The organism is Gordonia tangerina, assembly GCF_021556435.1.
GTDB lineage: Bacteria > Actinomycetota > Actinomycetes > Mycobacteriales > Mycobacteriaceae > Gordonia > Gordonia tangerina.
The window spans coordinates 234,713-258,648 of sequence record NZ_JAKGCU010000004.1 but is presented as its reverse complement, the minus strand read 5'-3'; the positions used below and the strand labels follow the sequence as shown (position 1 = coordinate 258,648).

General features: G+C 65.9%; 24 protein-coding genes. 13 read left to right on the top strand and 11 right to left on the bottom strand.

What is annotated here, in order from left to right:
• Position 1: 1 nt before the first annotated feature.
• From L1892_RS07785 to L1892_RS07770, 4 genes are all read right to left on the bottom strand, one after another.
• On the bottom strand, positions 2-874 hold the full coding sequence (locus tag L1892_RS07785) for an SDR family NAD(P)-dependent oxidoreductase (protein ID WP_235722999.1): 873 nt from the start codon (positions 872-874) through the stop codon (positions 2-4).
• Between the two features lie 94 nt (positions 875-968).
• On the bottom strand, positions 969-1,841 hold the full coding sequence (locus L1892_RS07780; RefSeq protein ID WP_235722998.1) for a sugar phosphate isomerase/epimerase family protein: 873 nt from the start codon (positions 1,839-1,841) through the stop codon (positions 969-971).
• A gap of 30 nt (positions 1,842-1,871) precedes the next feature.
• On the bottom strand, positions 1,872-2,873 hold the full coding sequence (locus tag L1892_RS07775) for a sugar phosphate isomerase/epimerase family protein (RefSeq protein ID WP_235722997.1): 1,002 nt from the start codon (positions 2,871-2,873) through the stop codon (positions 1,872-1,874).
• Positions 2,874-2,914: 41 nt separating this feature from the next.
• Positions 2,915-4,096 carry a Gfo/Idh/MocA family protein gene (locus L1892_RS07770; RefSeq protein WP_235722996.1) on the bottom strand — a complete coding sequence of 394 codons (1,182 nt, stop codon included), beginning with the start codon at positions 4,094-4,096 and terminating at the stop codon, positions 2,915-2,917.
• A gap of 184 nt (positions 4,097-4,280) precedes the next feature.
• Between L1892_RS07770 and L1892_RS07765 the strand changes: the two genes are divergently transcribed.
• Positions 4,281-5,279 (top strand): LacI family DNA-binding transcriptional regulator, encoded by a 999-nt coding sequence (locus L1892_RS07765; protein ID WP_268900096.1) that lies wholly within the window; start codon positions 4,281-4,283, stop codon positions 5,277-5,279.
• 15 nt (positions 5,280-5,294) lie between these two features.
• Here L1892_RS07765 and L1892_RS07760 read toward each other — a convergent pair whose 3' ends face one another.
• Positions 5,295-6,890 (bottom strand): MDR family MFS transporter, encoded by a 1,596-nt coding sequence (locus tag L1892_RS07760; protein ID WP_235723052.1) that lies wholly within the window; start codon positions 6,888-6,890, stop codon positions 5,295-5,297.
• A 202-nt stretch (positions 6,891-7,092) separates the two neighbouring features.
• The gene (locus L1892_RS07755; RefSeq protein WP_235722994.1) at positions 7,093-7,548 is read right to left on the bottom strand and encodes a MarR family winged helix-turn-helix transcriptional regulator; all 456 of its coding nucleotides are present in this window, start codon (positions 7,546-7,548) and stop codon (positions 7,093-7,095) included.
• A gap of 190 nt (positions 7,549-7,738) precedes the next feature.
• Between L1892_RS07755 and L1892_RS07750 the strand changes: the two genes are divergently transcribed.
• Both L1892_RS07750 and L1892_RS07745 read left to right on the top strand, forming a co-directional pair.
• Positions 7,739-8,458, top strand: a complete 720-nt coding sequence (locus L1892_RS07750) for a DsbA family oxidoreductase (protein WP_235722993.1) — start codon at positions 7,739-7,741, stop codon at positions 8,456-8,458.
• A 207-nt stretch (positions 8,459-8,665) separates the two neighbouring features.
• The gene (locus L1892_RS07745; protein ID WP_235722992.1) at positions 8,666-10,684 is read left to right on the top strand and encodes an OPT family oligopeptide transporter; all 2,019 of its coding nucleotides are present in this window, start codon (positions 8,666-8,668) and stop codon (positions 10,682-10,684) included.
• 4 nt (positions 10,685-10,688) lie between these two features.
• On the opposite strand, the gene L1892_RS07740 is transcribed toward L1892_RS07745, so the two are convergent.
• On the bottom strand, positions 10,689-11,972 hold the full coding sequence (locus L1892_RS07740; RefSeq protein ID WP_235722991.1) for an aspartate aminotransferase family protein: 1,284 nt from the start codon (positions 11,970-11,972) through the stop codon (positions 10,689-10,691).
• Between the two features lie 70 nt (positions 11,973-12,042).
• Between L1892_RS07740 and L1892_RS07735 the strand changes: the two genes are divergently transcribed.
• The gene (locus L1892_RS07735; RefSeq protein ID WP_235722990.1) at positions 12,043-12,819 is read left to right on the top strand and encodes a crotonase/enoyl-CoA hydratase family protein; all 777 of its coding nucleotides are present in this window, start codon (positions 12,043-12,045) and stop codon (positions 12,817-12,819) included.
• A gap of 261 nt (positions 12,820-13,080) precedes the next feature.
• On the opposite strand, the gene L1892_RS07730 is transcribed toward L1892_RS07735, so the two are convergent.
• Both L1892_RS07730 and L1892_RS07725 read right to left on the bottom strand, forming a co-directional pair.
• Positions 13,081-13,938 (bottom strand): ribokinase, encoded by an 858-nt coding sequence (locus L1892_RS07730; RefSeq protein WP_235722989.1) that lies wholly within the window; start codon positions 13,936-13,938, stop codon positions 13,081-13,083.
• A gap of 14 nt (positions 13,939-13,952) precedes the next feature.
• Complete coding sequence (locus L1892_RS07725; RefSeq protein WP_235722988.1) at positions 13,953-14,687, bottom strand: YoaK family protein; 735 nt, start codon at positions 14,685-14,687, stop codon at positions 13,953-13,955.
• A gap of 308 nt (positions 14,688-14,995) precedes the next feature.
• Here L1892_RS07725 and L1892_RS07720 point away from each other — a divergent pair, with 308 nt between their 5' ends.
• The 9 genes from L1892_RS07720 to L1892_RS07680 all read left to right on the top strand — a co-directional run bounded on the left by L1892_RS07720 (position 14,996) and on the right by L1892_RS07680 (position 22,665).
• Positions 14,996-15,385: a cupin domain-containing protein gene (locus L1892_RS07720; protein ID WP_235722987.1), complete on the top strand. Its 390-nt coding sequence runs from the start codon at positions 14,996-14,998 to the stop codon at positions 15,383-15,385.
• Between the two features lie 6 nt (positions 15,386-15,391).
• Positions 15,392-15,940, top strand: a complete 549-nt coding sequence (locus L1892_RS07715) for a dimethylamine monooxygenase subunit DmmA family protein (protein WP_235722986.1) — start codon at positions 15,392-15,394, stop codon at positions 15,938-15,940.
• Positions 15,937-16,926, top strand: a complete 990-nt coding sequence (locus L1892_RS07710; RefSeq protein ID WP_235722985.1) for a PDR/VanB family oxidoreductase — start codon at positions 15,937-15,939, stop codon at positions 16,924-16,926. The genes L1892_RS07715 and L1892_RS07710 overlap by 4 nt, the downstream gene beginning before the upstream one ends.
• Complete coding sequence (locus tag L1892_RS07705; protein WP_235722984.1) at positions 16,923-18,464, top strand: heme-dependent oxidative N-demethylase family protein; 1,542 nt, start codon at positions 16,923-16,925, stop codon at positions 18,462-18,464. Before L1892_RS07710 ends, L1892_RS07705 begins: the two co-directional genes overlap by 4 nt.
• Entirely contained in the window at positions 18,461-19,465 is a 1,005-nt protein-coding gene (locus L1892_RS07700) for a PDR/VanB family oxidoreductase (protein ID WP_235722983.1), read from the top strand. Before L1892_RS07705 ends, L1892_RS07700 begins: the two co-directional genes overlap by 4 nt.
• The gene (locus tag L1892_RS07695; protein WP_235722982.1) at positions 19,462-20,481 is read left to right on the top strand and encodes a heme-dependent oxidative N-demethylase family protein; all 1,020 of its coding nucleotides are present in this window, start codon (positions 19,462-19,464) and stop codon (positions 20,479-20,481) included. The genes L1892_RS07700 and L1892_RS07695 overlap by 4 nt, the downstream gene beginning before the upstream one ends.
• A 60-nt stretch (positions 20,482-20,541) precedes the next feature.
• On the top strand, positions 20,542-21,885 hold the full coding sequence (locus L1892_RS07690; RefSeq protein WP_235722981.1) for an ammonium transporter: 1,344 nt from the start codon (positions 20,542-20,544) through the stop codon (positions 21,883-21,885).
• Between the two features lie 115 nt (positions 21,886-22,000).
• On the top strand, positions 22,001-22,345 hold the full coding sequence (locus L1892_RS07685; RefSeq protein WP_268900091.1) for a DMT family transporter: 345 nt from the start codon (positions 22,001-22,003) through the stop codon (positions 22,343-22,345).
• An 8-nt stretch (positions 22,346-22,353) separates the two neighbouring features.
• Entirely contained in the window at positions 22,354-22,665 is a 312-nt protein-coding gene (locus L1892_RS07680; RefSeq protein WP_435948441.1) for a DMT family transporter, read from the top strand.
• 555 nt (positions 22,666-23,220) lie between these two features.
• Here L1892_RS07680 and L1892_RS07675 read toward each other — a convergent pair.
• Positions 23,221-23,619: a type II toxin-antitoxin system VapC family toxin gene (locus tag L1892_RS07675; protein ID WP_235722978.1), complete on the bottom strand. Its 399-nt coding sequence runs from the start codon at positions 23,617-23,619 to the stop codon at positions 23,221-23,223.
• Complete coding sequence (locus tag L1892_RS07670; protein WP_235722977.1) at positions 23,616-23,888, bottom strand: type II toxin-antitoxin system Phd/YefM family antitoxin; 273 nt, start codon at positions 23,886-23,888, stop codon at positions 23,616-23,618. The genes L1892_RS07675 and L1892_RS07670 overlap by 4 nt, the downstream gene beginning before the upstream one ends.
• Positions 23,889-23,936: the final 48 nt, after the last annotated feature.

Sequence of the window (23,936 nt, the reverse complement as noted above, 5' to 3'; positions counted from 1 at the left end):
TTCAGTAGATCGGGCAGGGGATGCCGGTCAGTGTTTCGGCCTTGGCCCACAGTCGGGCGGCGGACTCGAAATCGCATGCAGCGGTAGATCGTCCGAACAGCACGGGCTCGCCGCGCAGGGCCCATATGCCGTCCACGCCGACGTAGCTGCCCGGTGCGATCGGATGGGTGAGACAGTACAGGGTGGTCTGTGCGCCGGCATCGACATCGTTGGCGAACCGAGCGGCGGCGCCCTGCACCACCTTGTGTGCCATACCGAGGTGCGGTTTGTTGGAGATGTTCGAGGCCACCCAGCCCGGCGTGGTCAGCATCGCGCTCACCGGTGAGCCACTTGTCCGGAGCCTCCGGTCGAGTTCCAGGCCCCACAGCATCACCGCCAACTTGGACCGTGCGTAGGCACGCGGCGGGCTCCACCGCGACCGGGTGAGGTCGAGGTCATCGGGATCGATGGACTTCGCGCCGCGATGAGCGTCGGAGGCCACCGACACGATCCGCCGCTCGATGCGTGGCAGTAACAGATTGGTCAATGCGAACGGGCCGAGGAAGTTGGTACCGATACCCAATTCGAAGCCGTCGGTGGTGCGGCGATGCTGGTGCGGGAACACTCCGGCATTGTTGATCAGGTAGTCGATCGGACCATCGAGAGTGTCGGCGAACGCCCGTACCGACGACAGGTCGGCGAGATCGAGCGGCAGCACCTCGCAGTCGCCGCCGAACTGGTCGGCGCGCTGCATGCCGAGGTCGGTGTCGCGCACTGCCAACACCACGCGCAGCCCTGCCTGTGCGAGTGCCCGCGCGGTGGCCATCCCCAGTCCGTTGGTGGCGCCGGTGACGACCACACGTCGTCCGGCGAGAGCCGTGAGTCGGTCATTCATGCCACGAGCGTAGCGCTGACAGTTCTGGCCGCACTTGCAAGTTCTGGCCGCAGTTCCGGCCCCAAGCCGGACTCCGAAACTGCGGCCAGACCGATCAACTGTGCTTGCCCATGTAGGCGAGCATCGTGTCGCGTTGGTAGCGCGACACTTCCGCGGCGTTCTCGTTCTCGGCGAACACCGATGACACCATCACCGTATCGTCGCGATCGTAGAAGCCGAGACGCCCCAAACCGCCGAAGAACTCGTCCCAGTCGACGTCACCGTCGCCGATCTTGAGGTGCTGATGCACGCGCACGGCGTTGCCGGGCGGATTGGTGATGTAGCGCAAGCCGTGTGACCGGTGGTGGTCCATCGAGTCGGCGACGTGCACCAGGCGGAGCTTGTCGCCGGCGGCGGTCATGATCTCGGACATGTTGCCGCCCATGTGAAATGTGTGGCAGGCGACGTACACCATGCCGAGGTTCGGTGAGTTCACCCCGCGGATGATGCGGACCGCCTCCAGTCCGTCCTCGACGAAGTCGTCGGGGTGCGGGTCGATGCGGACGTCGATGCCCTCGCGTTCGATGATCGGCATCAACTCCTCCATCGAGCGGAAGAACGCGCGCTCGGATTCCTCGGCACGTTCCGGACGGCCGGAGAACTCGGTGTTCATCACGTTCACCCCGAGGTCGACGGTGATCTGGATGGCGCGTTTCCAGTTGCGCACCGCGGCTTCCCGGGCGTCTTCGTCAGGTCCCGACCAGCGCAGCACCGGCAGCACCGAGGCGACACCCACCCCCGCATCCGCACAGGCCTTGCGGAACTTCGCGACGAGATCGTCGTCGGCACGCGGGTGGTTGAAGAACGGGATGAAGTCACGGTGCGGGGTCAACTGCAGATACTCGTAGCCGAGCTCGGCGACCAGCGCGGGGAACTCCAGCAATTCGTGGCTGTGGTGAAACGGAGTCGGGTCGAGGGCGAGTTTCATCAGCGGGTTCCTTGACTGTTCGGCGGCCCGTCAGCGGGCGGTGCCGACGGAATTGGCCGACTTCAGACTCTCGGCGGCCACCTGTAGGCCTTCCAGCGCACCGAATTCGACATCCTCGTGTTCGATGTTGACCCACATGTCGGGATCGACCTTCTCCAGCGCCTGCAGGAAACGGGCCCAGAAGTCGACGTCGTGCCCGCGGCCGACGGCGACGAAATCCCACGCCGAGTCTTCCGGCCACTTGTTCACCACATGCTTGCCGCCGAGACCGGTCGGATTCTCCGACATCGGGATACGGGTGAACCGCTCGTCGAGCACACCGTAGATCTCGCAGTTCTTGTTGATTCGGGTGTCCTTGGCGGCGGCGTGGAACACCAGCGGCCCCAGCCACTCGATGGCGGCGACGGGGTCGATGCCCTGCCAGAACAGATGTGACGGGTCCATCTCGGCGCCGACATTTGTGGCGCCGACCTTGTCCACGAGACGCTTGAGCGTCGGCGGGTTGAACACCAGGTTCTGCGGATGCATTTCGATGGCGACCTTGACGCCGTGTTCGCGGGCCAGGGCGTCGATCTCTTTCCAGAACGGCACGGCCACCTCATCCCACTGGTAGTCCAGCGAATCCAGATAGCCCGAATCCCAGGTGTTGACGTGCCAGGCCGGCCACTGCCCACCCGGATGGGCCTGTGGCAGACCGGACATGGTGACCACCCGGTCCACGCCCAGCAATCCCGCGACACGGATGGCCTTGCGCAGGTCTTCGGCGTCCTCGGGGCCGACCTCGGGGTCGGGGTGCAGCGGGTTGCCGTTGCAGTTGAGTCCGGCGATCGACACGCCGGTGCCGTCGAAGGTGGCCAGATACTCCTGCGGGGAGACCGCGCCGGACAGCAGATCGTCGACCGGCAGGTGCGGGGTCGGCAGGAATCCGCCCGCATTGATCTCCGCGCCCGTCAGACCGAGGGAGCCGATGGTCTCCAGGGCCTCACGCAGGGGCTTGTCGTGCAAGATCGCGGTGTAGACGCCGAGTTTCATTGTTCAAGAACCTTTCGAAAAGTGTGTGAAGCGAGTGGATTTCAGGAGACCTTGACGGTGGCGCCACCACCGAGGGCCGATTCGGTGATCGCCGCGACGGTGCGCATGCTGTGCACGCCGGTGGCGAAGTCGGGGACCGGGGCGAGGCCGCCGTCGATTCCGGCGACCTGGTCGAGGAAGGCGCGTGCCTGATAGGCGAAGAACTCGGCCTTGCCGTGTCCGACGCCGCCGGCATCCATCGGCAGACCGCCACGGATGTAGGGGTGATCAGGGCCGATGATCACGCGACGCGGACCGGAGAGCTCGGGGCGGTCACCGACCACGGAGATCTCGTACTCGCTCGCCCGGAACAGCTGCCATGACGCCGAGCCCTGCGAGCCGAAGAGCTCGAAACCGAGACCGTCGGGCAACGCGTGGGCGACGCGGGATGCGGAGAACGTGCCCACGGCACCGTTGGCGAAGGTGGCGGTGAAGGTGGCGACATCCTCGTTCTCCACCGGTGCCATCTCGCCGGTGACCTCGGCTTTGGTGTGGCCGTAGGTGGTGCCGACCGGGACCGGACGCTCGGTGATCAGCGTGTGGAACGTGGCGCCGCTGACCTCGGTGATCGGTCCGCACACGAACTCCGAGAGATCGATCAGGTGGCTGCCGACGTCAGCCAGCGCCCCGGTGCCGGGTCCGCCGCGATGGCGCCAGGTGATCGGCGACGACGGGTCGAGGCCGTAGTCGCACCAGTAGTGGCCGTTGAAATGAACCAACTCGCCGACGGTGCCGGCGGCCAGTTCACGACGGATCTGCTCCACGGCGGGCGAGCGACGGTAGGTGTAACCGACCACGGCCAGGCTGTCGGCGCGCTCGGCCGCGAGCAGCATCGCCTCGGCATCGGCAGCCGAGCCGGCCAGGGGCTTCTCGCACAGAACGTGTTTGCCGGCGGCCAGCAGGCCCTCGACCATCTCACGGTGCAAGTGATTGGCGACGACGACGCTGACCACGTCGATGTCCGACGCCTCGGCGATGGCCTGCCAGTCGTATTCGGCGCGTTCGTAGCCGTAGCGCTTGGCGGTGTCGTCGGCGACGGCCTTGTTGGCGTCGGCGATGGCCACCAACCGCACGTCGGGGCGGTGGGTGCCGAACAGGGTGCTCGCCATCCGGTAGCCCGCGGCGTGCGCGCGGCCTGCCATACCGCCGCCGATGACGGCGACGCCGATCGTTCTGTCAGTCACTGGCCAGCTCCTTCGTGCTGATTCCGGCTCCCTCGCCGGGTGGTCGAAGTCTCAACTTGTCCGGTCTACTAAACCGGTCTAGTTCCGCTACTATGAGCCCAGTCACAGGGGTGTGTCAAGCCCCGGGTCTGAAGCAATCGGATGGGAGTGTGCAGAGGTGGCGAACGGGTCGAGCCGACCGACGATGCAGGACGTCGCGGATCGTGTCGGTGTCTCCAAAGCGACCGTGTCGCTGGTCTTCCGGAAGGCGCCAGGGGTCGGCGACAAAACGCGCGAGGACGTGCTGGCTGCGGCCGACGCCCTCGGCTACCGGATGAACCGTGCGGCCGCGCTGATGACTGCTCGCCGGTCCCATCTGCTCGGTGTGGTGGTGCAGATTCGCAACAGTTTTCACGCCGAGATCGTCGAGAGTATCGTGTCCGCGGCGGATCTGGTCGGATACGAGACCGTGCTGGGGGCGGTCACGCCCACCCACGACGAGCGCCGGGTCATCGAGACGCTGATCGACTTTCGCTGTGAGGGAATGCTTCTCATCGGTCCGGAGCTGGAGACCAAAGCCATCGTCGGACTGGGTGAACAGCTGCCGACCGTGGTGGTCGGTCGACGGATGAGCTCGGCGTCGATCGACGTGGTGCGCGCCAACGACGGTCGCGGCATCGGTGCGGTCGTCGATCACCTGGTCGGTCTCGGTCACCGCCGGATCGCGCATGTGGCGGCGGGGCCCGGTGTGATCGCGAGCGATCGGCGAACCGGCTTTCTGCGCGCCATGCAACGGCATCAGCTTGATCCCCGTGGCGCCGTAATCGACGCCGGCGGCTACACCGAGGACGCGGGGATGGCGGCCGCTCGTGACATGGTCGGCGCTGCGATGCCCACCGCGATCGTCTGTGCCAATGACCGGCTCGCCGTCGGGGTGCTCGATGTGGTGCGACGCGCCGGCTACGACGTGCCGGGGGAGGTGTCGATCACCGGATACGACGACTCTGCCCTGGCGAGGCTCGCGAATGTGGACTTGACCACGGTGAGTCAGCAGCCTGGCGCGCAAGCCGAGCAGGCCGTGGCGGCCGTGGTCGAGCGCCTCGACGGCCGGCGCGCCCGCCGCGCGTCGTCAGTGCTCGTACCCAAGCTCGTCGTGCGGTCGACCAGTGGCCCGGCACGTTTGTCCGAACTTGGCGTGCCATGACGTTTATTGGCTCGTTCACGTCGCGCCGGCAGCCCTCTCCGGCAGACCCGAGCTTGGATCGACGGTCTCATCGTCGACGTCTGCTGCATTACGGGAATCGACCATCCGCTGCTGATCGGCGCTGAGCGTGTTCAGCGCGACCTCCTTGATGAACAGGATGGCGATGAGACTCAGGCCCGCCATCACCGCGGCAACCAAGAAGATGCGTGCGGTGCCGTCGCCGTAGGCGCCGCGGACGATATCGGCGATCGGTGTGGGCAACTCGTTGAGGTTGGCGAGCCCGGCCGTGGCACCATCTGACTGGCTGGCGCCGACCCCCAGCGCCGACAACCCTCGGGCGATCAGATCGGTGACGTGATTCGACAACACAGCGCCCAGCACGGACACACCGGCGGCGCCGCCGAGGGAGCGGAAGAACGCGACGGTTGACGTGGCCGAGCCGAGATCGTCGGGCCGCACATTGTTCTGCACGGCAAGGACCAGATTCTGCATGGTCATGCCCATGCCGACGCCGAGGATGAACAGGAACCCACCCAGCAGCACCATGTTGGTGTGGGCGTCGATCGTCGACAACAGGCCGAAGCCCAGCGTCATCATCGCCGCGCCGACCACGAGGTAGATCTTCCATCGCCCGTAGCGGGTGATCAGCGAGCCGGACACCGATGCGGACACCATCGACCCGATGACCATCGGCAAGGTCAGCAGGCCGGCAGCGGTGGGCGAATAGCCACGCGCGATCTGGAAATACTGACCGAGGAATAGCGCCCCACCGAACAGGGCGACGCCGACGGCGACGCTGGCCACGGTGGCCAGGGTGATGGTGCGGTCGCGGAACAGGTAGAGCGGGATGATCGGATCGGCGACCCTGGTCTCGGTCCACACCGCGACGGCCAGGAGGATCACGCCGAGCGCCACCAGGCCATACGAGAAGCCAGATGCCCAGTCGAAGCTTTTGCCGGCCAGTGTCACCCAGATCAGCAGGGTGCTGACCCCGGCGGCGATCAGTGCGGCGCCCACGTAGTCGATGCGGACGTCTTTGCGGACGTGGGGCAAATCGAGGGTGCGCTGGATGACGAACAGCGCGATCACCGCGAGAGGGACGCAGACGTAGAAGGTCCACCGCCAGCCGAGCCAGCTGGTGTCGACGATGACGCCGCCGATCAGCGGTCCGGCAACGGTCGCGACCGACATGACCGCGGCGATGGGCCCCTGGTAGCGACCGCGTTCACGCGGGCTGAACATCGACGCGATGACGATCACCACCAGTGCCTGCAGGCCACCGAGGCCCAGGCCCTGGATGACGCGGAAACCGATCAGCATGCCGACCGATTGAGAAAGTCCGGCCAGGATCGAGCCGAGGGTGAACAGCACCAGTGAGAGCTGCACGAGCAGCTTCTTGTTCACCAGATCCGACATCTTGCCCCAGATGGGGGTGGTGGCCGTGGACGCCAGCAGCGTCGCCGTGACCACCCAGGTGTACTGGTCTTGCGTGCCGTGCAGGTCGGTGATGATGACGGGTAGCGCATTGGACACGATCGTCGAGGACAGGAAGGCCACGAACATCCCGAGCAGCAGGCCGATCAGTGCCTCGATCCGCTGGCGATGGGTCATGGGTTCGTCTGGGGGCGAGGCCGGTGCGCCGACCTCGTATGCGGCTGTGCTCATTGGATGTCTCCTCGGGTTCGATCGGGCACCCGCGAGGAAACCCGGGAGGGGTGAGATGCGGGCGAGAGTGCGCCGGAGTGCGGCGCGCAGCGAATAGTTGAGTACCGCAACTATCTAGCTGGTACTTGCAACCTTCAACTATCTGGGGTTATTCCTCGGGGTCGGAGGAGACGTCAGCGGTGTCGACGGCAAGGCGATGTAGCAGGTCAGCGAGTTGACGGACATCGTCCGGGTTCCAACGGGACAGACGCTCACGCCAAACCGCGGTCGCGGTGGTGGCCACCTCGTCGAGCCGTGAGCGCCCCTCGTCGGTCAACGCGACCAGGCGAGCGCGAGCGTCGTCCGGGTCGGGATGGCGCTCGACCAGACGTAGCCGAACCACCGAGTCGATCTGCCGGGTCAGGGTCGATTTCTCCAACCCGAGGTCGGAGAGCAGGTCCGACATCCGGATCGCGTCGTGGCGGGACAGCAGCACCAGCAACGGGTAGCAGGTCGGGTCGAGCCGAGGATGGATTGCACGGGCACGTGCGCGCATCTGGATGCGGCCGCGGCGCCAGATGTCGGCGAACTCGGCTTCCAGGTCGGTGATCGGATCCGATCCCATCGGCGCCGTGGTCCTTCCCCGCGAATTGTGATCGGTGTTGTGGTCGAACCCCGACCGATCACACACTACCGACCCCGCGTCTGGGCGCCGACCGCAGCGCAATGGCACGGAATGGAACACGACGCAGCGATGCCGCGTTGGACCTCGGTGGTCGGTCGAGAGGCGCCGACCGGAGAGGACCATCGCCACCATGACCGTCGCCGTCGACATCTGGACCGACATCAACTGTCCGTTCTGCTACCTCGGAAAGCGTCGTTTCGAGTTGGCCCTGGCCGAATTCGCTCATCGCGACGAGATCACCGTGGTGCACCGGTCCTTCGAACTCGATCCGACGATCCCCGCCGGCACCAGCGGAACAGTCGAAGAACACATCGCGCACAAGTACGGCATCCCGGTGGAGCAGGCGCAGGCAAACGAACGCGGCATTGCGGCTCAGGCCGCCGAGATCGATCTGCCCTACCAGGCCGGCGGCCGGGACTACGGCAACAGTTTCGACATGCATCGCCTACTACATCTCGCTGCCGCGCACGGCAAACAGGATGTCATGCTCGATGGCCTGTATGCGGGCAACTTCGCCGACCCGTCCCCCGTCTTCGGCGACCGGGAGCGACTTGTCGCGATCGCGGTGTCCGCGGGCCTCGACGAGTCGGAGGTGCGGTCCACGCTCGATGACCCGGAGGCCTACGCCGACGATGTCCGCCGCGACGAGCAGCAGGCCCGCGAACTCGGGGTCACCGGTGTGCCGTTCTTCGTATTCGGCGGAAAGTATGCGGTGTCCGGCGCCCAGCCGACCGAAACCTTTGCGCGCGCACTGCAACTGGCGTGGGAGGAGCGGCCCGTCACGATCGTCGGTGATCAAGACGCCGCCGCATGCGGTCCGGACGGTTGCGCCGTACCCAGCCCAAGCTGAGACCGCGGGCCACTGACAGCACGGCCGGGGCCCGGGCGATGATTCCGGCAAGTACGACAAATGCCGCGACACGTGCGGAAATGGGCGTCGACGAATCCCTGCGGATCGAACATGGCGCTCCTAGAGTTAGCTCCAGTCCGCAGACTCGCCGAGAGCCCATCTCGCGCGAGTCGCCAGCCGAGCACGGTCGGGTAAGGGGTCGCTGTCATGTCCACGCCAGGCTCCACTGTGAAGGGTTCGTCGGCGAGCCTGCGTGAACTCACCATCAGGGGCATCATTCTCGGTGGTCTGATCACCCTGGTGTTCACCGCCGCGAACGTCTATCTGGGCCTCAAGGTGGGCCTGACCTTCGCCACCGCGATTCCCGCCGCGGTCATCTCGATGAGCATCCTGCGGTACTTCGCCGATCACTCCGTCGTCGAGAACAACATCGTGCAGACGATCGCGTCGGCGGCCGGAACTCTCTCGGCGATCATCTTCGTGCTGCCGGGCTTGATCATGATCGGGTGGTGGACCGGGTTCCCGTACTGGACGACGGTCGCGGTGTGTCTGATCGGCGGCATCCTCGGCGTGATGTACTCGATCCCGTTGCGCCGCGCGCTCGTCACGGGATCTGATCTGCCCTATCCGGAGGGTGCGGCCGCCGCCGAGGTCCTCAAGGTCGGTGACACCGCGCAGGGTGCCGAGGAGAACCGCCGCGGCCTGCGTGTGATCGTGGTGGGCGGCGTTGTGTCTGCGGTCTTCTCGATCCTCACCCAGACCAAGCTCATCGCCGGGACCATCTCGGGGTATGTGCGGATCGGTCAGGGTGGCACCACATTCGGTGCGGGTCTGCTGTTCTCGTTGATCGGTGTCGGACATCTGGTCGGCATCACCGTCGGTATCTCGATGCTGATCGGACTGTTCATCTCCTACGGTGTGCTGCTGCCGATCCGGACGTGGGGCGATCTTCCCCCGTCCGGCTCGATCGCCGACGTCGTGGACAACGTCTTCACCAACGATGTGCGGTTCATCGGGGCCGGAGCGATCGCGATCGCGGCGATCTGGACGCTGCTCAAGATCATCGGGCCGATCGTGCGCGGTATCAAGGATGCGTTGGTCTCCACCCGCGCCCGTCGCGCCGGTTCGACGGTGGACCTCACCGAGCAGGACATCCCGATCACCATCGTCTCCGGTGTCGTGTTGGCGTCGTTGATCCCGATCGGTTTCATGCTGTGGGACTTCGCGGCCAACACCGTGTTACACGGCAGCGCGGCCGGGATCATCACCGCGAGCATCATCTTCGTGTTCCTCATCGGCTTGATCGTGGCATCGGTCTGCGGGTACATGGCCGGTCTGATCGGGTCGTCGAACAGCCCGATCTCGGGTGTCGGGATCGTGGTGGTGCTCGTTGCGGCCGTCGTCATCAAGATCACCTTCGGTAGCGCGAATGACGAACAGTCCGCGGCGCTGGTCGCCTACACATTGTTCACCGCCGCCATAGTGTTCGGCGTGGCCACCATTTCCAACGACAACCTGCAAGATCTCAAGACCGGTCAGCTGGTCGGTGCGACACCGTGGAAACAGCAGGTGGCGTTGGTGATCGGCGTCATCTTCGGCTCCGTGGTGATCCCGCCGGTGCTGCAGCTGATGCAGACCGCGTTCGGGTTCGTCGGTGCGCCGGGAGCCGGCGAGGACGCGTTGCCCGCGCCGCAGGCCGGATTGATCTCGTCACTGGCCGAGGGGGTGTTCGGCGGCGACCTCGACTGGGCGTTGATCGGGGTGGGCGTCCTCATCGGCGCGGTGGTGATCATTGTCGACGAGGTGTTGACCCGCACCGGAAGCAGATTCAGCGTTCCGCCACTGGCGGTGGGCATGGGCATGTACCTGCCGATGTCGGTGACGCTGATCATTCCGATCGGCGCATTCATCGGGCGCGCCTACAACAAGTGGGCCGAGGGGACCGGCAGGAACGTCGAGCGGAAGAAGCGCATGGGCGTGTTACTCGCGACCGGCCTCATCGTCGGCGAGAGTCTGTGGAATGTGGTGTTCGCGGCCATCGTCGCGTCCACCGGGGATGACACCATCCTGGCGTTGCCGTTCATCGGGGACGGCTGGGAGACCGGCTCAGAGATCCTCGGTGTGGTCGCCTTCGTCGCGGTGATCGCCTGGCTCTACCGGTGGACACGTCAATGGGCGGACAAGGAGACGCCGGGCCCCGACGCGGCGAAGCAATCCTCGTCGTGAGTTCCTAGGCCGCGCACTCTCCGATGGCCTGATCGAGCATCTCGAGCCCGGATCGCAACTCGTCGTCGGTGGCGGTCAGGGGCGGTGCGATACGGAAGATGCCGCCCATGCCCGGTAGCTGGACGACATTCATGTGCAGGCCGAGATCGTAGCAGCGGCGCGTCACCGCAGCGCCGAGTTCGTCTGCGCCGGTCTTGTTGTCGCGATCGGTGACCAGTTCGATGCCCTGCATCAGGCCGCGACCGCGGACGTCGCCGACCACGTCGTGGCGACCGGCGATGGACAGCAGACCGTCGCGCAGCAAGGCGCCGGCGCGGCGGGCGCGATCATCGAGTTCGTCGCGGATCAGTACGTCGAGCACGGTGTTGCCGACGGCTGCCACGAGCGGATCGGAGACATGTGTGGTGAAGAACAGGAACCCGCGTTCGTGGGCGATGGCCTCGATCTCGGTCGACGTGATCGTCGCGGCGAGAGGCAATCCCGCGCCCAGAGTCTTCGACAGCGTCAGGATGTCTGGGACCACCTGATCCCGTTGGAACGCGTACCAATCACCCGTCCGGCACAGCCCTGTCTGCGCCTCATCCAGGATCAACAGCATGTCGCGCTGCTCGCACTTGTCCTTCAGCGCGCGCAGATATCCCGGCGGCAGGTCGATCACACCACCGGAGGAGAGAATCGGTTCTACGATGCATGCCGCCAGTGAGCCGATCGACTGCGCGTCGATCATCTCGAAACCGAAGTCGAGTTGACGCTGCCAGTCCAGCGAGCCGTCGGGGTGGGTGAAGTCCGGGCGGTAGGCGTTCGGGGTGGGTAGTGCGAGGTTTCCCGCGGCGACCGGCCCGTATCCCCGTCGGCCGGAACTGTAGGTGGCGGCTGCGGCGGCGTGGGTCATGCCATGCCATGACCGGGTGAACGACACGATCTCGTGCTTGCCGGTCACAAGTTTCGCCATCCGGACCGCGGCCTCGTTCGACTCGGCGCCGGTGGTGAGCAACAGGACCTTCTCGAGCGGTTCCGGGAGCGACTCGGCCAAGCGTTGTGCCAGTTGCACGACGGGTGTCGAGAGCATGCCGCTGAACAGGTGATCGAGCGTGCCGACCTGCTCGCGGACGGTTGCGACGATGTCGGGATGGGAGTGGCCCAGGATCGCCGACATCTGTCCCGACGTGAAGTCGAGGAGTGCCCGCCCGGATTCGGTGTACACGTACGAGCCGTCGGCGCGCGAGATCAGGTCGGGAGAGAACGAACCGCCGTACCGGACGAGGTGGCGGGTGGGGTTGCTCGACATGCCACCCACCGTACGGCCGGCCGGGTCGTAGGCTGCAAGCGAGACCATTCGACGCAGAAAGGCCGACGACGTGCCCGAACCCCTCGACATCGACATCTCCGACGGCGTGGCCGTCTGGACCATCAACCTGCCGCAGGTCGGCAACGCGATCACCGGAGCCGAGGTGATCACGGCATTCGAACGGGCCGTGGACGAGGCGAACGCGGACCCCGCGGTGCGCGTGGTGATCCTCACCGGGGCGGGACACATCTTCTCGGCGGGCGGCAACGTGCGGGAGATGGCCGACGGTCAGGGCTTGTTCGGGCTCGAGGCCGTGGATCAACGTCATGGCTATGCCGATGGCATCCAACGTATCCCGCGGGCGCTGCACCGGTGCGAGGTGCCGGTCATCGGGGCGATCAACGGCGCAGCGGTGGGCGCGGGGTGCGACCTCGCGATGATGTGCGATATGCGTGTGGCGGCAGAATCCGCGTTCTTCGCGGAGAGTTTCGTGCAGCTGGGACTGATCCCGGGTGACGGCGGCTCGTGGTTTCTGCAGCGCGCCATCGGCTACGAACGGGCCGCCGAGATGACCTTCACCGGCGACCGGGTGGATGCGGCGACCGCCCTCGACTGGGGCCTCGTGGGCCGGGTCGTTTCCGACGACGTCCTGCTCGACGAGGCGACCGCACTGGCCCGACGCATCGCAAAGAACCCGCCGCACGCGTTGCGGATGGCGAAACGATTGCTCACCGAGTCGCGCACCGGCTCCTTGGATTCGACGCTCAATCTGGCCGCCGCGATGCAACCGCTGGCGCACCAGACGACCGAGCACAAGGAGCGGGTCGCGCGGTGGGCGAAACGGTGATCTCGATACGCCACTCACTCCGTTCGCCGCTACTCGATCCGAGGATCTCGATACGCCACTCACTCCGTTCGCCGCTACTCGATCCAAGGATCTCGATACGCCACTCACTCCGTTCGCCGCTACTCGATCCGAGGATCTCGATACGCCACTCACTCCGTTCGCCGCTACTCGATCAGCGGTAGGGCGCGCTCTCGGTAACAGCTGGTCGAGTAGTCCGAGGCGCTAGCCGAGGACGTATCGAGACCAGTGACACCACCACGCCTACCCCTGCCGCGGACGCGCAACGAACTCGGTGGCGGCCGCGGCAGCGAGTTCGGCAGCCGCAACGAGCTCGTGGCCCGACGCCAGATGAGCCCCCAGGATCCCGGCGAACACATCACCCGCGCCAGTGGTGTCCACCGCGCGGACCTGCTCGACGTCTATGCGGCGCACCGCCGAGCCCTCGGCCACGACAACGCCGTGCGCGCCGAGAGTCATCACCGCAGAGCGCGCGACCCTCAGCAACGAACGCGCCGGCGCGACAGGATCGTCGTCGACATCCGGTGCGTAGAACCTCGCCTCGTGCTCGTTGACCACCAGCGGATCCGCAGCGGCGAGCACGTGTGCGGGCAGATCGGCGACCGGGCTCGGATTCAGCAGAAACCGTCGGTCGTGCCGCGAGCACCAGTCCGCAACGGCCTCGGTGACCTCGGGCGGCGACTCGAGTTGGGTGAGAACGACTCCTGGGAGCGTGGCGTCGAGAGCGTGGAGTGCGTGCTCCGCCGTCAGCTCCCGGTTGGCACCGGCCAGCACGATGATCCGGTTGTCGCCGTCGTCATCGACCTCGATGAACGCCCTCCCGCTGGCCTCGTGGGCCCGGAGCACATGGGACACGTCGACTCCGCCGGCACGCTGCGCGGCCAGGAGTCGCCCGCCGTCCTCATCATCACCGACGGTCCCGATCAGAGCGGTGGGCGCATGCCGAGCTGCCGCGAGCGCCTGGTTGGCGCCCTTGCCGCCGAGGCGCTGCGACACCGACCGCCCCAGGATCGTCTCGCCGGCCTCGGGCATCCGCTCCACCTGGATGATCACGTCGACGTTGAGCGTGCCGACCACCGCGACGTCGACGGGGGAGTTCATAGGGGTCAGTATCCTCAGTGTCCGTCGCTCTCGAGGAACTTCGGATGGTCCAACCGCCAGGTGAGCACCGCCACGACCACCGCGACCGCGGCGAGCGTGAGCAGTGAATTGCGTTCGTCAAAGGCGTTGAACAAGATTCCGCCCACGATCGCGCCGGTCAGGAAGCCCGCGTAGGTGCTGGCGTGCGCCACCCACCCCCATCGCTTCCGGCCGGCGAGATGCAAACCGATGCCCTGTCCGATCTTGACCAGCGTCCCGGTGACGTACGACAGCGGCATCACGACCTCGCCTTTGCGGCTGATGGATGTGTTGAGAGCGCCGAGCCCGAACGCGAGGCACAGCACCGGCGCTATGCCGAACTCGTCCTTGGGTGAGTTCAGGGTGGCGTCGGAGATCGACGCGGCCACGGTCGAGGCGGCCGTCAGCACGGTTGCGCCGTGGCGGGCTTTGCGCCAGAGATGGATTCGTGCGAGCGTGGCAACGATCACGCCGAGCACGAAGGTGAGTACGGTGACCAGCGCGGTGAAACCGAGGACGTGGGCGCCTTGGATGTGTTCGAGGACCATCCGTTCGGTGTTGCCCGTCATGAAGGTGACATACCAGCCGGAGGAGTACAACCAGGCGGCGGCGCCGGTCGCGCCGGCCAGTCCCGCCAGTACCGCGGCCAGGAGCATCTCGCGGCTGTCGTAGAAGGGGCCCAGGACTTCCTTGCGCGTCTGTGACGTGGGCGGCGCGTGGGTGGTGGTCATCTCGTCGACTCCAGTCGTGGTCGGTGGTCGAGCGTCTGGCCTTCGCCGACTGTTGGACTCGTCGGGCATCTCCAGCCCACCCGAAGCGCGCGGCCCGCGCCACGTGAAACCGACCACAGACGGACCCTCTGGACGCGCGGCCACACACCTCGCCGAACAGCGGTCTACCGATAGTGGACCATGTTTTACATCACTAAACGGTCCTGTCATCCCCGTGTAACACGAACTGGGTTTCATGAGGTCGAACAAAGTCCACTGATGTTAGCCATGTGCGTCAGTGGTCACGAAATATCGATCGAGGAGGACCTATGAGCGTCGACAGCACCGAGACCACTGCGGCACCGTTCCTGGTGACCAGCGGCGCGTGGCAGAACCTGCCCAAGATGCCGGAATCGGAGTATCCCGGCACCCAGGGGTTCATCGGCGACGTCTACGAGAACCCGCAGGGCAGCGTCATGTGCTCGGGATACTTCGAACTGCGCCATACCGACGAGCCGCTCTACTACGAGTACGAGTACGACGAGATGAAGGTCGTCCTCGAGGGTGAGTTCCTGTTGGAGAACAAGGAGACGGGTCAGACTCAGGTCGCGAAGGCAAAGGACGCCATTTTCTTCCCGAAGGGTTCCAAGATCTACTTCAGCACCCCGAGTTACGCGCTGGCGTTCTACGCCGGCCACCGCGACGCCGACCTGCTCTGAGGCTCCATGTCGCAGATCGCCTATTCCAGCATCCCGGCGTGGGCTCGCCCCGCCGCACCGACCGATGATGTGCCGTTCGACCTCTCGGGTCGTTCGTACATCATCGTCGGTGTGGGACCCGCCGCGACCGAACCGGTGCACCGCTGGGCCACGACCGTCGGGAGCGACAACCTCTGTTGCGCTCTGACATTCGAGGACGTCGACCAGGCGACAGCCACGCTTCGTCACGAACTTCTCCGGGCGCGGGTCGGGGTGCGGGTGGTCATCCTCGCCCCGCGCGGCGCGGCGCTCGCACTGCGCGGGGTTGCCACCACCGCCGGTCTCATGGATGACGAGATCGGCGTGACCGTGGTCGGCGTCGACGCGATCGAGGTGTTCTGTTCGCATTGCACGGCGCTGACCCGCACCGACCTCGGGGTCGACGACGTCATCGACTGTGCGGGGTGCGGCCGCCACCTGCTGATCTACCACCACGTCTCACGCCGGTCCGGGCACTACCTCGGCTTCATGGTCGACGCCGAGACCGCTTCGGTTGCAGAAGGAGTGAAGCAGTGACCATCGCCATCTCCGGAACGTCGACGGGTACGGCGCGTGCCGAATCGTCGACGTTGCGCCTCGTGGTCAGCGCCATCGAGGATGCGGCACCGGGTATTCGGAGCTTCACCCTCGCCGCCCCCGACGGGGCCGAGCTTCCCGGCTTCGTCGCGGGCAGCCATCTCGTGATCACTGCGGGTGAACGCACCAACGCCTACAGCCTCACCGGCGACGGAGTGGCGCCGAGGCGTTACTCGATCTCGGTGCTGCGTCTGCACGACGGTCTGGGCGGATCACGTTGGATGCACGATGCGGTGTCGGTGGGCGACGTGGTCGATGTCGAGATCCCGCGCAGTGCCTTCGCACCCGAGGCGCGCGCCGCCAAACATCTGCTCATCGCCGGTGGTATCGGGATCACCCCGATCCTGTCGCATCTGCGTGCGGCGCGACGATGGGGACGTGATGTCCAGGTGCTGTACTCGTTTCGCGAAGGCCGGGCCGCGCACGTCGACGACATCGTCGCACTGGCCGGTTCGCGCGCGGAGCTGTTCACCGATCAGCCGGCCTTCGTCGAACGACTTGCCGAGACCCTGATCGATCAGCCGATCGGGACACACCTGTACGTGTGCGGACCGGCGGGGATGATCGACCACGTCGTCGACGCCGCGGCCCGACTCGGCTGGCCGGCATCACGCATCCATTTCGAACGCTTCGGCACCGATGCGCTCGACGCAGGCGACCCGTTCACCGTGCACCTCACCGAGTCCGACACCACAGTCGACATTCCCTCGGGCACCTCGGTTCTCGAAGCACTCGAGGCCACCGGTCGTGACATCCCCAATCGCTGCCGGCAGGGGGTGTGCGGCGAATGCCGCCTGCCGCTGTCGGGGGGAGCCGCACTACACCGAGATCTGTACCTGACCGATGCGGAGAAGAGCGCCGGGGACGCGTTCATGCCGTGCGTCTCCCGCGCCGCCGAAGGCACCATTCTGGAGGTACCACTGTGACCACCGCGCCGACCGAGTCGCCCACCGATTCCGCTCTGGTGACCGGTTTCCCGTTCCCGTTCGTCGACGACCACTACCGCTACAGCACCAACGTCGAGCCCGCCGACCACACCGTGACGACTGCCGCCGGCCAGTGGGGCGATGTCGTCATTGACGTCGACTCCGAGTACCAGGCCGAGATCGACGAACGCGCAGCAATTCTCGCGGTCGATCCCTCGCGTTCGGCCCTGCTTCCCCACATGCGTCCGGCCGCCTGGGACGCGATGGTGACCATCATGCGTGAGTTGGCGACCGCGTATCCGGACGAGTTCGTGCTGCGCACCGCAGGCGACCACTGGCAGTGGGAGAACCACAAGCTCGGGGTCGCCGACACCTTCTCCTATGGCGACGACACCACACTCCCCAGCGATCCGCTGAGCTACATCTGCGGACAGATCCAAGAAGACGTCGTCCTCCTCGACCAGCGCGACGGCCAACTCTTCGCCGACGCCGGGGTGGTCACCTTCGCCGCGGACTGGAGCTTCGGATTCGACGTGGGTATGGCCTTTCTGGAGATCCACGGACCGGTGCCACGGGTGCGTGAGGAAGGGGTGATCACCCGTGCCCACGAGTTCATCAAACGTCTCCAGCCGCATCGGCCGTATCGCCGCACCAATTGGACCCTGACGATCGGACGCCGCCTGGATGTCTCCACCGAGCGTTACCCGGAGTGGGGACCGGACCGGGAGATGATCCAGCACGTCGACGACGAGACCTTCGGTCGACTCGTCCACCTGCGGGTCGAGGTGCAGCACCTGATCCGGCTGCCCGACTCCGGCGCCGTGATGTTCCTCATCCGCACCTACATGCTGCCGCTGGAAACCCTTGCCGCCGTGGAACCTTGGCGGCGGCGGACCGCCGAGGTCGTCGCCGAGCTCCCCGACGACATGGCCGACTACAAGGGCATCATCAAGTACCGCAGTCGTGCTGCGGAATGGTTGCGCGCCGCGCAGGTTGCTCCGGCAGCGCCGGAGATCGACGAGCGTCCCGGCGAAGGGCTGCCCCAGTGGCCCGCAGTGCCCGATCCCGTCGATCCGGGTGCGGCGTCATTCCTCATCGTCGCCGTTGGCGATGACCCGAAGACCGGCGAGGTGGCAGGCGGCTGGGTCACCGCGGCCGAACCGATCGGCCCCACCCGACTAGTCGTCCTCGACGCATTGAGCGAGAACGAGGACCGTGCCGCCCTGCAGTCGGCGCTCGAGCGGGCGACCACCGGTGTCCGCATCCACCTGGTCGGCGGGCAGTACGACGTGCTGACCGCGCTTGCGGTGGCCCGCGAATCCGGCGCCGTGGCAGCGGAACTGTCCGCGTTCGTCGTGCACACCCGCGACCTGCCCGTCTACTGCGCGCAATGCCGGGACACCTTCCGCGTCGTCGGCGCGCCCGGCGAGGCCGCTGCCTGTCCCGGATGTGCTCGGACGTTGGAGGTCCACCAACACCACTCCGCCGTCCGCGGCGGATTCCTCGCCTCCTCGGCCGAGCCCGGAGCCGTCTCATGACGATCGCCGCCGAGGCGCCGGCCGGTCACCTGCACCCTGGCAACACCACCTCGATCCGACCCATGCGCGTGGTGGCGATCACCCGACTCACCGACGCCATCAGCCACTTTCGGTTGGTCCCGGCCGACGGGGCACCGCTGACACCGTTCGTGCCGGGCAGTCACCTCATCGTCACGGCCGGCGCCCACCGCAACGCCTATTCCCTGGTCGATGACGGCTTCCTGCCCACAAGTTACGGCATCTCGGTGTTGCGCCGGAACGGTAGCGATGACTCGGATCGTGGTGGCTCGGACTGGATGCACCGCAACGTGTCCGAAGGAACGGTGCTCGACGTCGAAGGGCCGCGGTCGATGTTCGCACCCGTCTGGAATCAGCGTCACGCACTGCTCGTCGCCGGAGGGATCGGCATCACCCCGGTCCTGTCGCATCTGCGCTCGGCGCTGCGACGTGGAACCTCGGCCGAGGTGATCTACTCCTATCGGCGCGCCGGTGGCGCCCACCTCGATGAGCTGCGAGACCTGGCCACCCATCCCGACATCGGTCTGTACGAGGTCTCCGGCGCCGACGACACCCGTTGGCTGCTTGCCGAGCGGTTGGCCCAACAACCGCTCGGCACCCACGCCTACGCCTGCGGTCCGGCGCCGATGTTGGAGACCTACCTCGAACTCGCCAGTGCCGCGGGGTGGCCCACCTCCCGAGTCCACCTCGAACGCTTCGCCGCGCCCGAACAGGATCCCGGTGATCCGTTCACCGCGACAGTGCGCTCGACCGGCGCCCGGATCGACATCCCCGCCGGCATGTCGCTGCTACAGGGCCTGCTCGATCACGGCGTGCCGGTGCCGAACCTCTGCCGGCAAGGCGTGTGCGGGGAATGCCGGATCGGGGTCCGGTCCGGCGTCATCGAGCATCGTGACTTCGTACTGACCGACGACGAACGTGCCGCTGCCGACAGCATGCTGTGCTGCGTCTCCCGCGGCCAGAACATCGAGGTGAATCTGTGACCATCGAATCACGATCCGCCGCAGACTTGCCGATTTCCGAAGGCACGGATCACCTCGCGAACCTGCCGTGGCCGTTCCCCGACGACCTCGAGCAGTTCCGGTACAGCGTCAACGTGGAACCCGCCCGCGTACCGCGCGTCACCCGCGGTGGTGAGTGGGGTCGACACATAGTCGACCTCGGCGGTACCGAATACCCGGCTATCATGGCCGACCGCCGACGCATCCTCGACAGCGACCCCCACCGCGTCAAGGTGCGTCCGGGAATGGAACCGGCCTGCTGGGATCTGTTGCTCTACTACCTGCGTGATCTGTCCCTGAGCTATCCGTCGGTGATGCACCTGACCGAACACCCGGAGCATCGATTCCATTGGCGCAATGAGCTTCTGGGAACCGACCAGTACTTCGTGCTCGGCGACGACGCATCCCTGCCGGGCGGTCCGTTGGAGTTCCTGGCCCGCGAGGTGCCCGACGACCTGCTCTTGGTGATCGAACGCGACGGACACCTCTACTTCGATGCCGGTGCGGTGACCTTCGCCGCCGCGTGGTCGGTGTCCTTCGACGTCGGTATGGACATGTACGAGATCCACGCCCCGGTACCGGGATTGACCCGCCAGGGTATCGTCTCCCGCGCCGAACAGTTCCTGCGCCGACTGCCTGCCGACCAGGTCTACCGTCGACTGAACTGGACGCTGTCCGCATCGGATTCTCCCAAGCTCGACGTCAGTCTCGAGGAATTGCCGGAGTGGGCGGACGACATCCCACAGATGCTGCGCGACAGAGATTTCGGACGTGCGCGTCTACGTATCGAACTCGAGCACTTCATTCGGCTCCCGATGACCGGTGCGGTGACCTTCAACATCCGCACCTTCATGGCCTCGCTGGCAGAGATCAAGCGGATTCCCGCCTGGGCGGCCCAACTGGCCACCGTCATCGAGACGCTCAGCGAGCCGATCGCCTCCTACAAGGGATTTCTGGAGTACCGCGACGACGTCGTCGCCTACCTACGCGAAGAGTAGATCCACCGTCGATCAAATCTTCGCATCATCTGTCCACCTAAAAGACCCAAGGATTCTGCTGTGGAACCCATACTCGCCGCGAACGCCGATCTGGCGTGGATGCTCGCGGCCTTCGTCTTTGTCCTCCTGATGTTCCCCGGGCTCGCCCTCTACTACGGCGGCATGATGGGAGCGCGCAATGTCTTGAACATGATGACCATGGTGATGGTCACTCTGGCCATCACCAGCGTGCTTTATGTTCTCTACGGATACGGGTTGGTGTCGGGACCGTCGGTCAACGATTGGGGACTGATCGGTAACCCGCTGGACTACATCGGTCTCGGTGCGAACATGGCCGACGACGGCTCCGGCAGCACCCAGGTGCTGTACTTCGCCGCGTGGTTCATCCTGTTCGCCGCGATCACTGTCGCGATTGTCGCCAGCGGTGCAGCGGGCCGGATGAAGTTCTCGGCGTGGATGGTGTTCGCCCCGATCTGGCTGACGCTGGTGTACTTCCCGGTGGCGCACTGGGTGTTCGCTGCCGATGGCGACGGCATCAGTGGCGGTTTCCTGCTGAACGACATCGGTGTGCACGACTACGCCGGTGGTACCGCGGTGCACATGAACTCCGGTGTCGCGGCCTTGGCGCTCGCGCTGGTACTCGGCGCGCGGCGCAAGCGCATGGAGCGACCCCATAATGTGCCGATGGCGCTGCTCGGCGGTGGCATCCTCTGGTTCGGCTGGTTCGGGTTCAACGGCAGCTGCGCACTCGGCGCCAGTTTCCTCACCCAGGTGGTCATCCTCAACACCCTGCTGGCCGGCAGCGCGGGCATTCTCGGCTTCGCAGTCATCGAGAAGTGGCGTGAAGGCCACGTGACGTCACTGGGCGCCATCACCGGTGCGGTGGCCGGCCTGGTCGGAATCACCCCCGCCGCCAACACGATGACCCCGCTCGGCGCGCTCGCGGTGGGCTTGCTCGCCGCCGGTGTGGTGGCCTTCCTGCTCAGTTTCAAGAGCCGCATGAAGGTCGATGACACCCTCGACGCGTTCGCCGTGCACGGTGTCGGCGGCATCGTCGGCACCCTGTGCATCGTGCTGTTCGCATCGGAGTCGGCGCCGGCCGGCGTGACCGGCATCCTGTTCGGCGGCGACATCAGCATCCTGTGGAAAGAGCTGGCTGGAATCGTCATCACCTGCACCTATTCGTTCGTGATGACCTGGCTGATCGCCAAGGGACTGGACAAGGTCATGACGCTGCGCGTCGACGAGGAGACCGAGGTGACCGGCCTGGATTCGACCATCCACGCCGAGACCGCGTACGAGATACCGGCGGCGGGAGTGGGGCATGCGCCGGGGTTGGGAGCCGGTGTGCCGCTGCGGAACGGTCTCAACGGACCGGTGGAGCGGGTGCCGACGTCGAGCTGAACCGGTCAGTCCATCCAGCGGGGGTTCGCCGATCACGGCGAACCCCCGCTTTGCTAGCGTCAGCGATCATGACGAGCGCACAGTCAGGAGTCGTCGTCCCGTGACCCGGTGGATCATGCTGGTGTCGGCCATCCTCTGTGAGGTCGCCGGCTCCCTGTCGTTGAAAGCCGCGCTGGACAACCCGGCGTGGTACCTGGTTGTCACGATCGGATACGTGGCGGCATTCGGCTTTCTGACCGCAGCGATGCGGGCCGGTATGGGAATCGGCGTCGCCTACGGCATCTGGGGCGCACTGGGGGTGGCGTTGACGGCGGTGTTCAGCTTTCTGATCTTCGACGAGCCGCTCACCGCGGCAATGATGGTGGGGCTGGTGCTGATCATGGCCGGTGTGCTGCTGGTCGAGTTCGGGTCGCAACGAGCGCAGGCCGAGCGCGACAAGAAGATCGAGGCGGTCGCGTGACCGCCTCGATCTTCTTGGTCTGTGCAATTCTCTGTGAAGTGGCCGCGACGATGAGCTTGCGAGCGGCCGTGACCGGAACCCGCCGGTGGTACGCCATCGTAGTGATCGGTTACCTTGTGTCGTTTGTCTTCTTGTCACTGACCCTGGCTCACGGGATGCCGTTGGGCGTGGCCTACGGCATCTGGTCGGCCACCGGGGTCGCGCTGATCGCCGTGCTGAGCAAGTTCATCTTCCGAGAACCCTTGACCCTCATGATGGGTGCGGGTATCGCTCTGATCATCGGCGGGGTGCTGCTGGTCGAGACCGGCAGCACTCACTGAGTCGTGGCCACGCTGAATCAGGAGCCGTGGCCTGGCGCCGCGGTGCCGAAACCGTCAGCCCGGAGGAGTCAGTGATCAGCCACTCTGACAACGATGCAGTGGTGACGACTGCGCCCGCATCTCCGGTAGATCTTTCTCGCCGAAGCGCGGAATCACGGTCCTGGCTCGGCGCAAACGTGCCTTTCGCCGACTTTTTCAAGGATCTGTCGCGCTCCGGACTGAGCACTGCGGAGGTCGTGGTGCGTGAAACCTGGAGACTGGCTTTGAACTCATCCGGGAAGCGAGACTGGCCTGGGGCCCTCGTGTAACGGACGGTGCCGCGGGTCGCGAGCGCGGTGGTCGTGGACTGATCGGCGGTGGGGAGTTCATCGTCCGAAGCGCGTAGGTGAGACCGCGAGCGGCGGATTGGACCAGGATGGTCATCTCTCGTGGGTCGCGGGAGCCAGCCGTACCCAGGACCGAGATCGACGACGACGACGAGATCCATATCGGACGGCATGCCGCCGACGATAGGGTCGTGACACCGTAGCGGTCAGCGCCTGCGTGACCCGTGGATCACTCTGTGGGTGACCGTGTGACGTAGCCGAGGCGGGCGCATCCCTCCAGAAGCCGGCGGTCGTAAGCGAGCACACCGGTGAGTTGCTCGCCGATGTGGGCGGCCGACGCGAGGTGGATGGCGTCCAGCGAACGCAGGGTCGAAGGGCCGATTGTCTCGGCGCGCGCAATGACCGCCTCGGTGATGGGGATGATGTCGATGCCGGCGAGCGCTCTGCTGGCGCGATCCATCAGTCCGCTGCTTCCGTCCCGAACTGCCGTGCGCATCAGTTCGACTCGAGTCAATGCGCTGGTCACGAGGTTCTCGTCGTCGTGCTGCTGTAGCCAGGCGATGAGGGCAGGTGTCTCGGCCTCGGACACGACGAGTTTGACGATGGCAGAGGTATCCGCGTAGATCATCGTTCGTCGCGCACGCTGTCGAGCTCCGACGTCAGGTCTCCGACGGGCAGATCCTCGACCTTGATGGCGTGCAGAGAGCCGGGGCTCCGCGCGGGCGTGAGGACACCGGCCCTGATCAAGGCCTCGCGTCCGGAGGTCTCGGTAGAGACAGGCACGAGTCGTGCCACCGTCTTGCCGCGATTGGTGATCGAGATCTCTTCGCCCGCTTCGACCTGCGCGAGGTAGCGAGAGGCATGCTGGCGAAGCTCGCGGATACCGATGGTCGTCATGAAAGCAATAGTAGCACTTCATGTGCTACCTAGGCCCCCCCAAGTATT

What these genes read in the sequence shown, in the direction of transcription:
- L1892_RS07785 (WP_235722999.1), bottom strand. Translation starts at nt 874, where the DNA reads ATGAATGACCGACTCACGGCTCTCGCCGGACGACGTGTGGTCGTCACC.
- L1892_RS07780 (WP_235722998.1), bottom strand. Translation starts at nt 1,841, where the DNA reads ATGAAACTCGCCCTCGACCCGACTCCGTTTCACCACAGCCACGAATTG.
- L1892_RS07775 (WP_235722997.1), bottom strand. Translation starts at nt 2,873, where the DNA reads ATGAAACTCGGCGTCTACACCGCGATCTTGCACGACAAGCCCCTGCGT.
- L1892_RS07765 (WP_268900096.1), top strand. Translation starts at nt 4,281, where the DNA reads ATGCAGGACGTCGCGGATCGTGTCGGTGTCTCCAAAGCGACCGTGTCG.
- L1892_RS07760 (WP_235723052.1), bottom strand. Translation starts at nt 6,890, where the DNA reads ATGACCCATCGCCAGCGGATCGAGGCACTGATCGGCCTGCTGCTCGGG.
- L1892_RS07755 (WP_235722994.1), bottom strand. Translation starts at nt 7,548, where the DNA reads ATGGGATCGGATCCGATCACCGACCTGGAAGCCGAGTTCGCCGACATC.
- L1892_RS07750 (WP_235722993.1), top strand. Translation starts at nt 7,739, where the DNA reads ATGACCGTCGCCGTCGACATCTGGACCGACATCAACTGTCCGTTCTGC.
- L1892_RS07745 (WP_235722992.1), top strand. Translation starts at nt 8,666, where the DNA reads ATGTCCACGCCAGGCTCCACTGTGAAGGGTTCGTCGGCGAGCCTGCGT.
- L1892_RS07740 (WP_235722991.1), bottom strand. Translation starts at nt 11,972, where the DNA reads ATGTCGAGCAACCCCACCCGCCACCTCGTCCGGTACGGCGGTTCGTTC.
- L1892_RS07730 (WP_235722989.1), bottom strand. Translation starts at nt 13,938, where the DNA reads ATGAACTCCCCCGTCGACGTCGCGGTGGTCGGCACGCTCAACGTCGAC.
- L1892_RS07725 (WP_235722988.1), bottom strand. Translation starts at nt 14,687, where the DNA reads ATGACCACCACCCACGCGCCGCCCACGTCACAGACGCGCAAGGAAGTC.
- L1892_RS07720 (WP_235722987.1), top strand. Translation starts at nt 14,996, where the DNA reads ATGAGCGTCGACAGCACCGAGACCACTGCGGCACCGTTCCTGGTGACC.
- L1892_RS07715 (WP_235722986.1), top strand. Translation starts at nt 15,392, where the DNA reads ATGTCGCAGATCGCCTATTCCAGCATCCCGGCGTGGGCTCGCCCCGCC.
- L1892_RS07700 (WP_235722983.1), top strand. Translation starts at nt 18,461, where the DNA reads ATGACGATCGCCGCCGAGGCGCCGGCCGGTCACCTGCACCCTGGCAAC.
- L1892_RS07685 (WP_268900091.1), top strand. Translation starts at nt 22,001, where the DNA reads ATGCTGGTGTCGGCCATCCTCTGTGAGGTCGCCGGCTCCCTGTCGTTG.
- L1892_RS07675 (WP_235722978.1), bottom strand. Translation starts at nt 23,619, where the DNA reads ATGATCTACGCGGATACCTCTGCCATCGTCAAACTCGTCGTGTCCGAG.
- L1892_RS07670 (WP_235722977.1), bottom strand. Translation starts at nt 23,888, where the DNA reads ATGACGACCATCGGTATCCGCGAGCTTCGCCAGCATGCCTCTCGCTAC.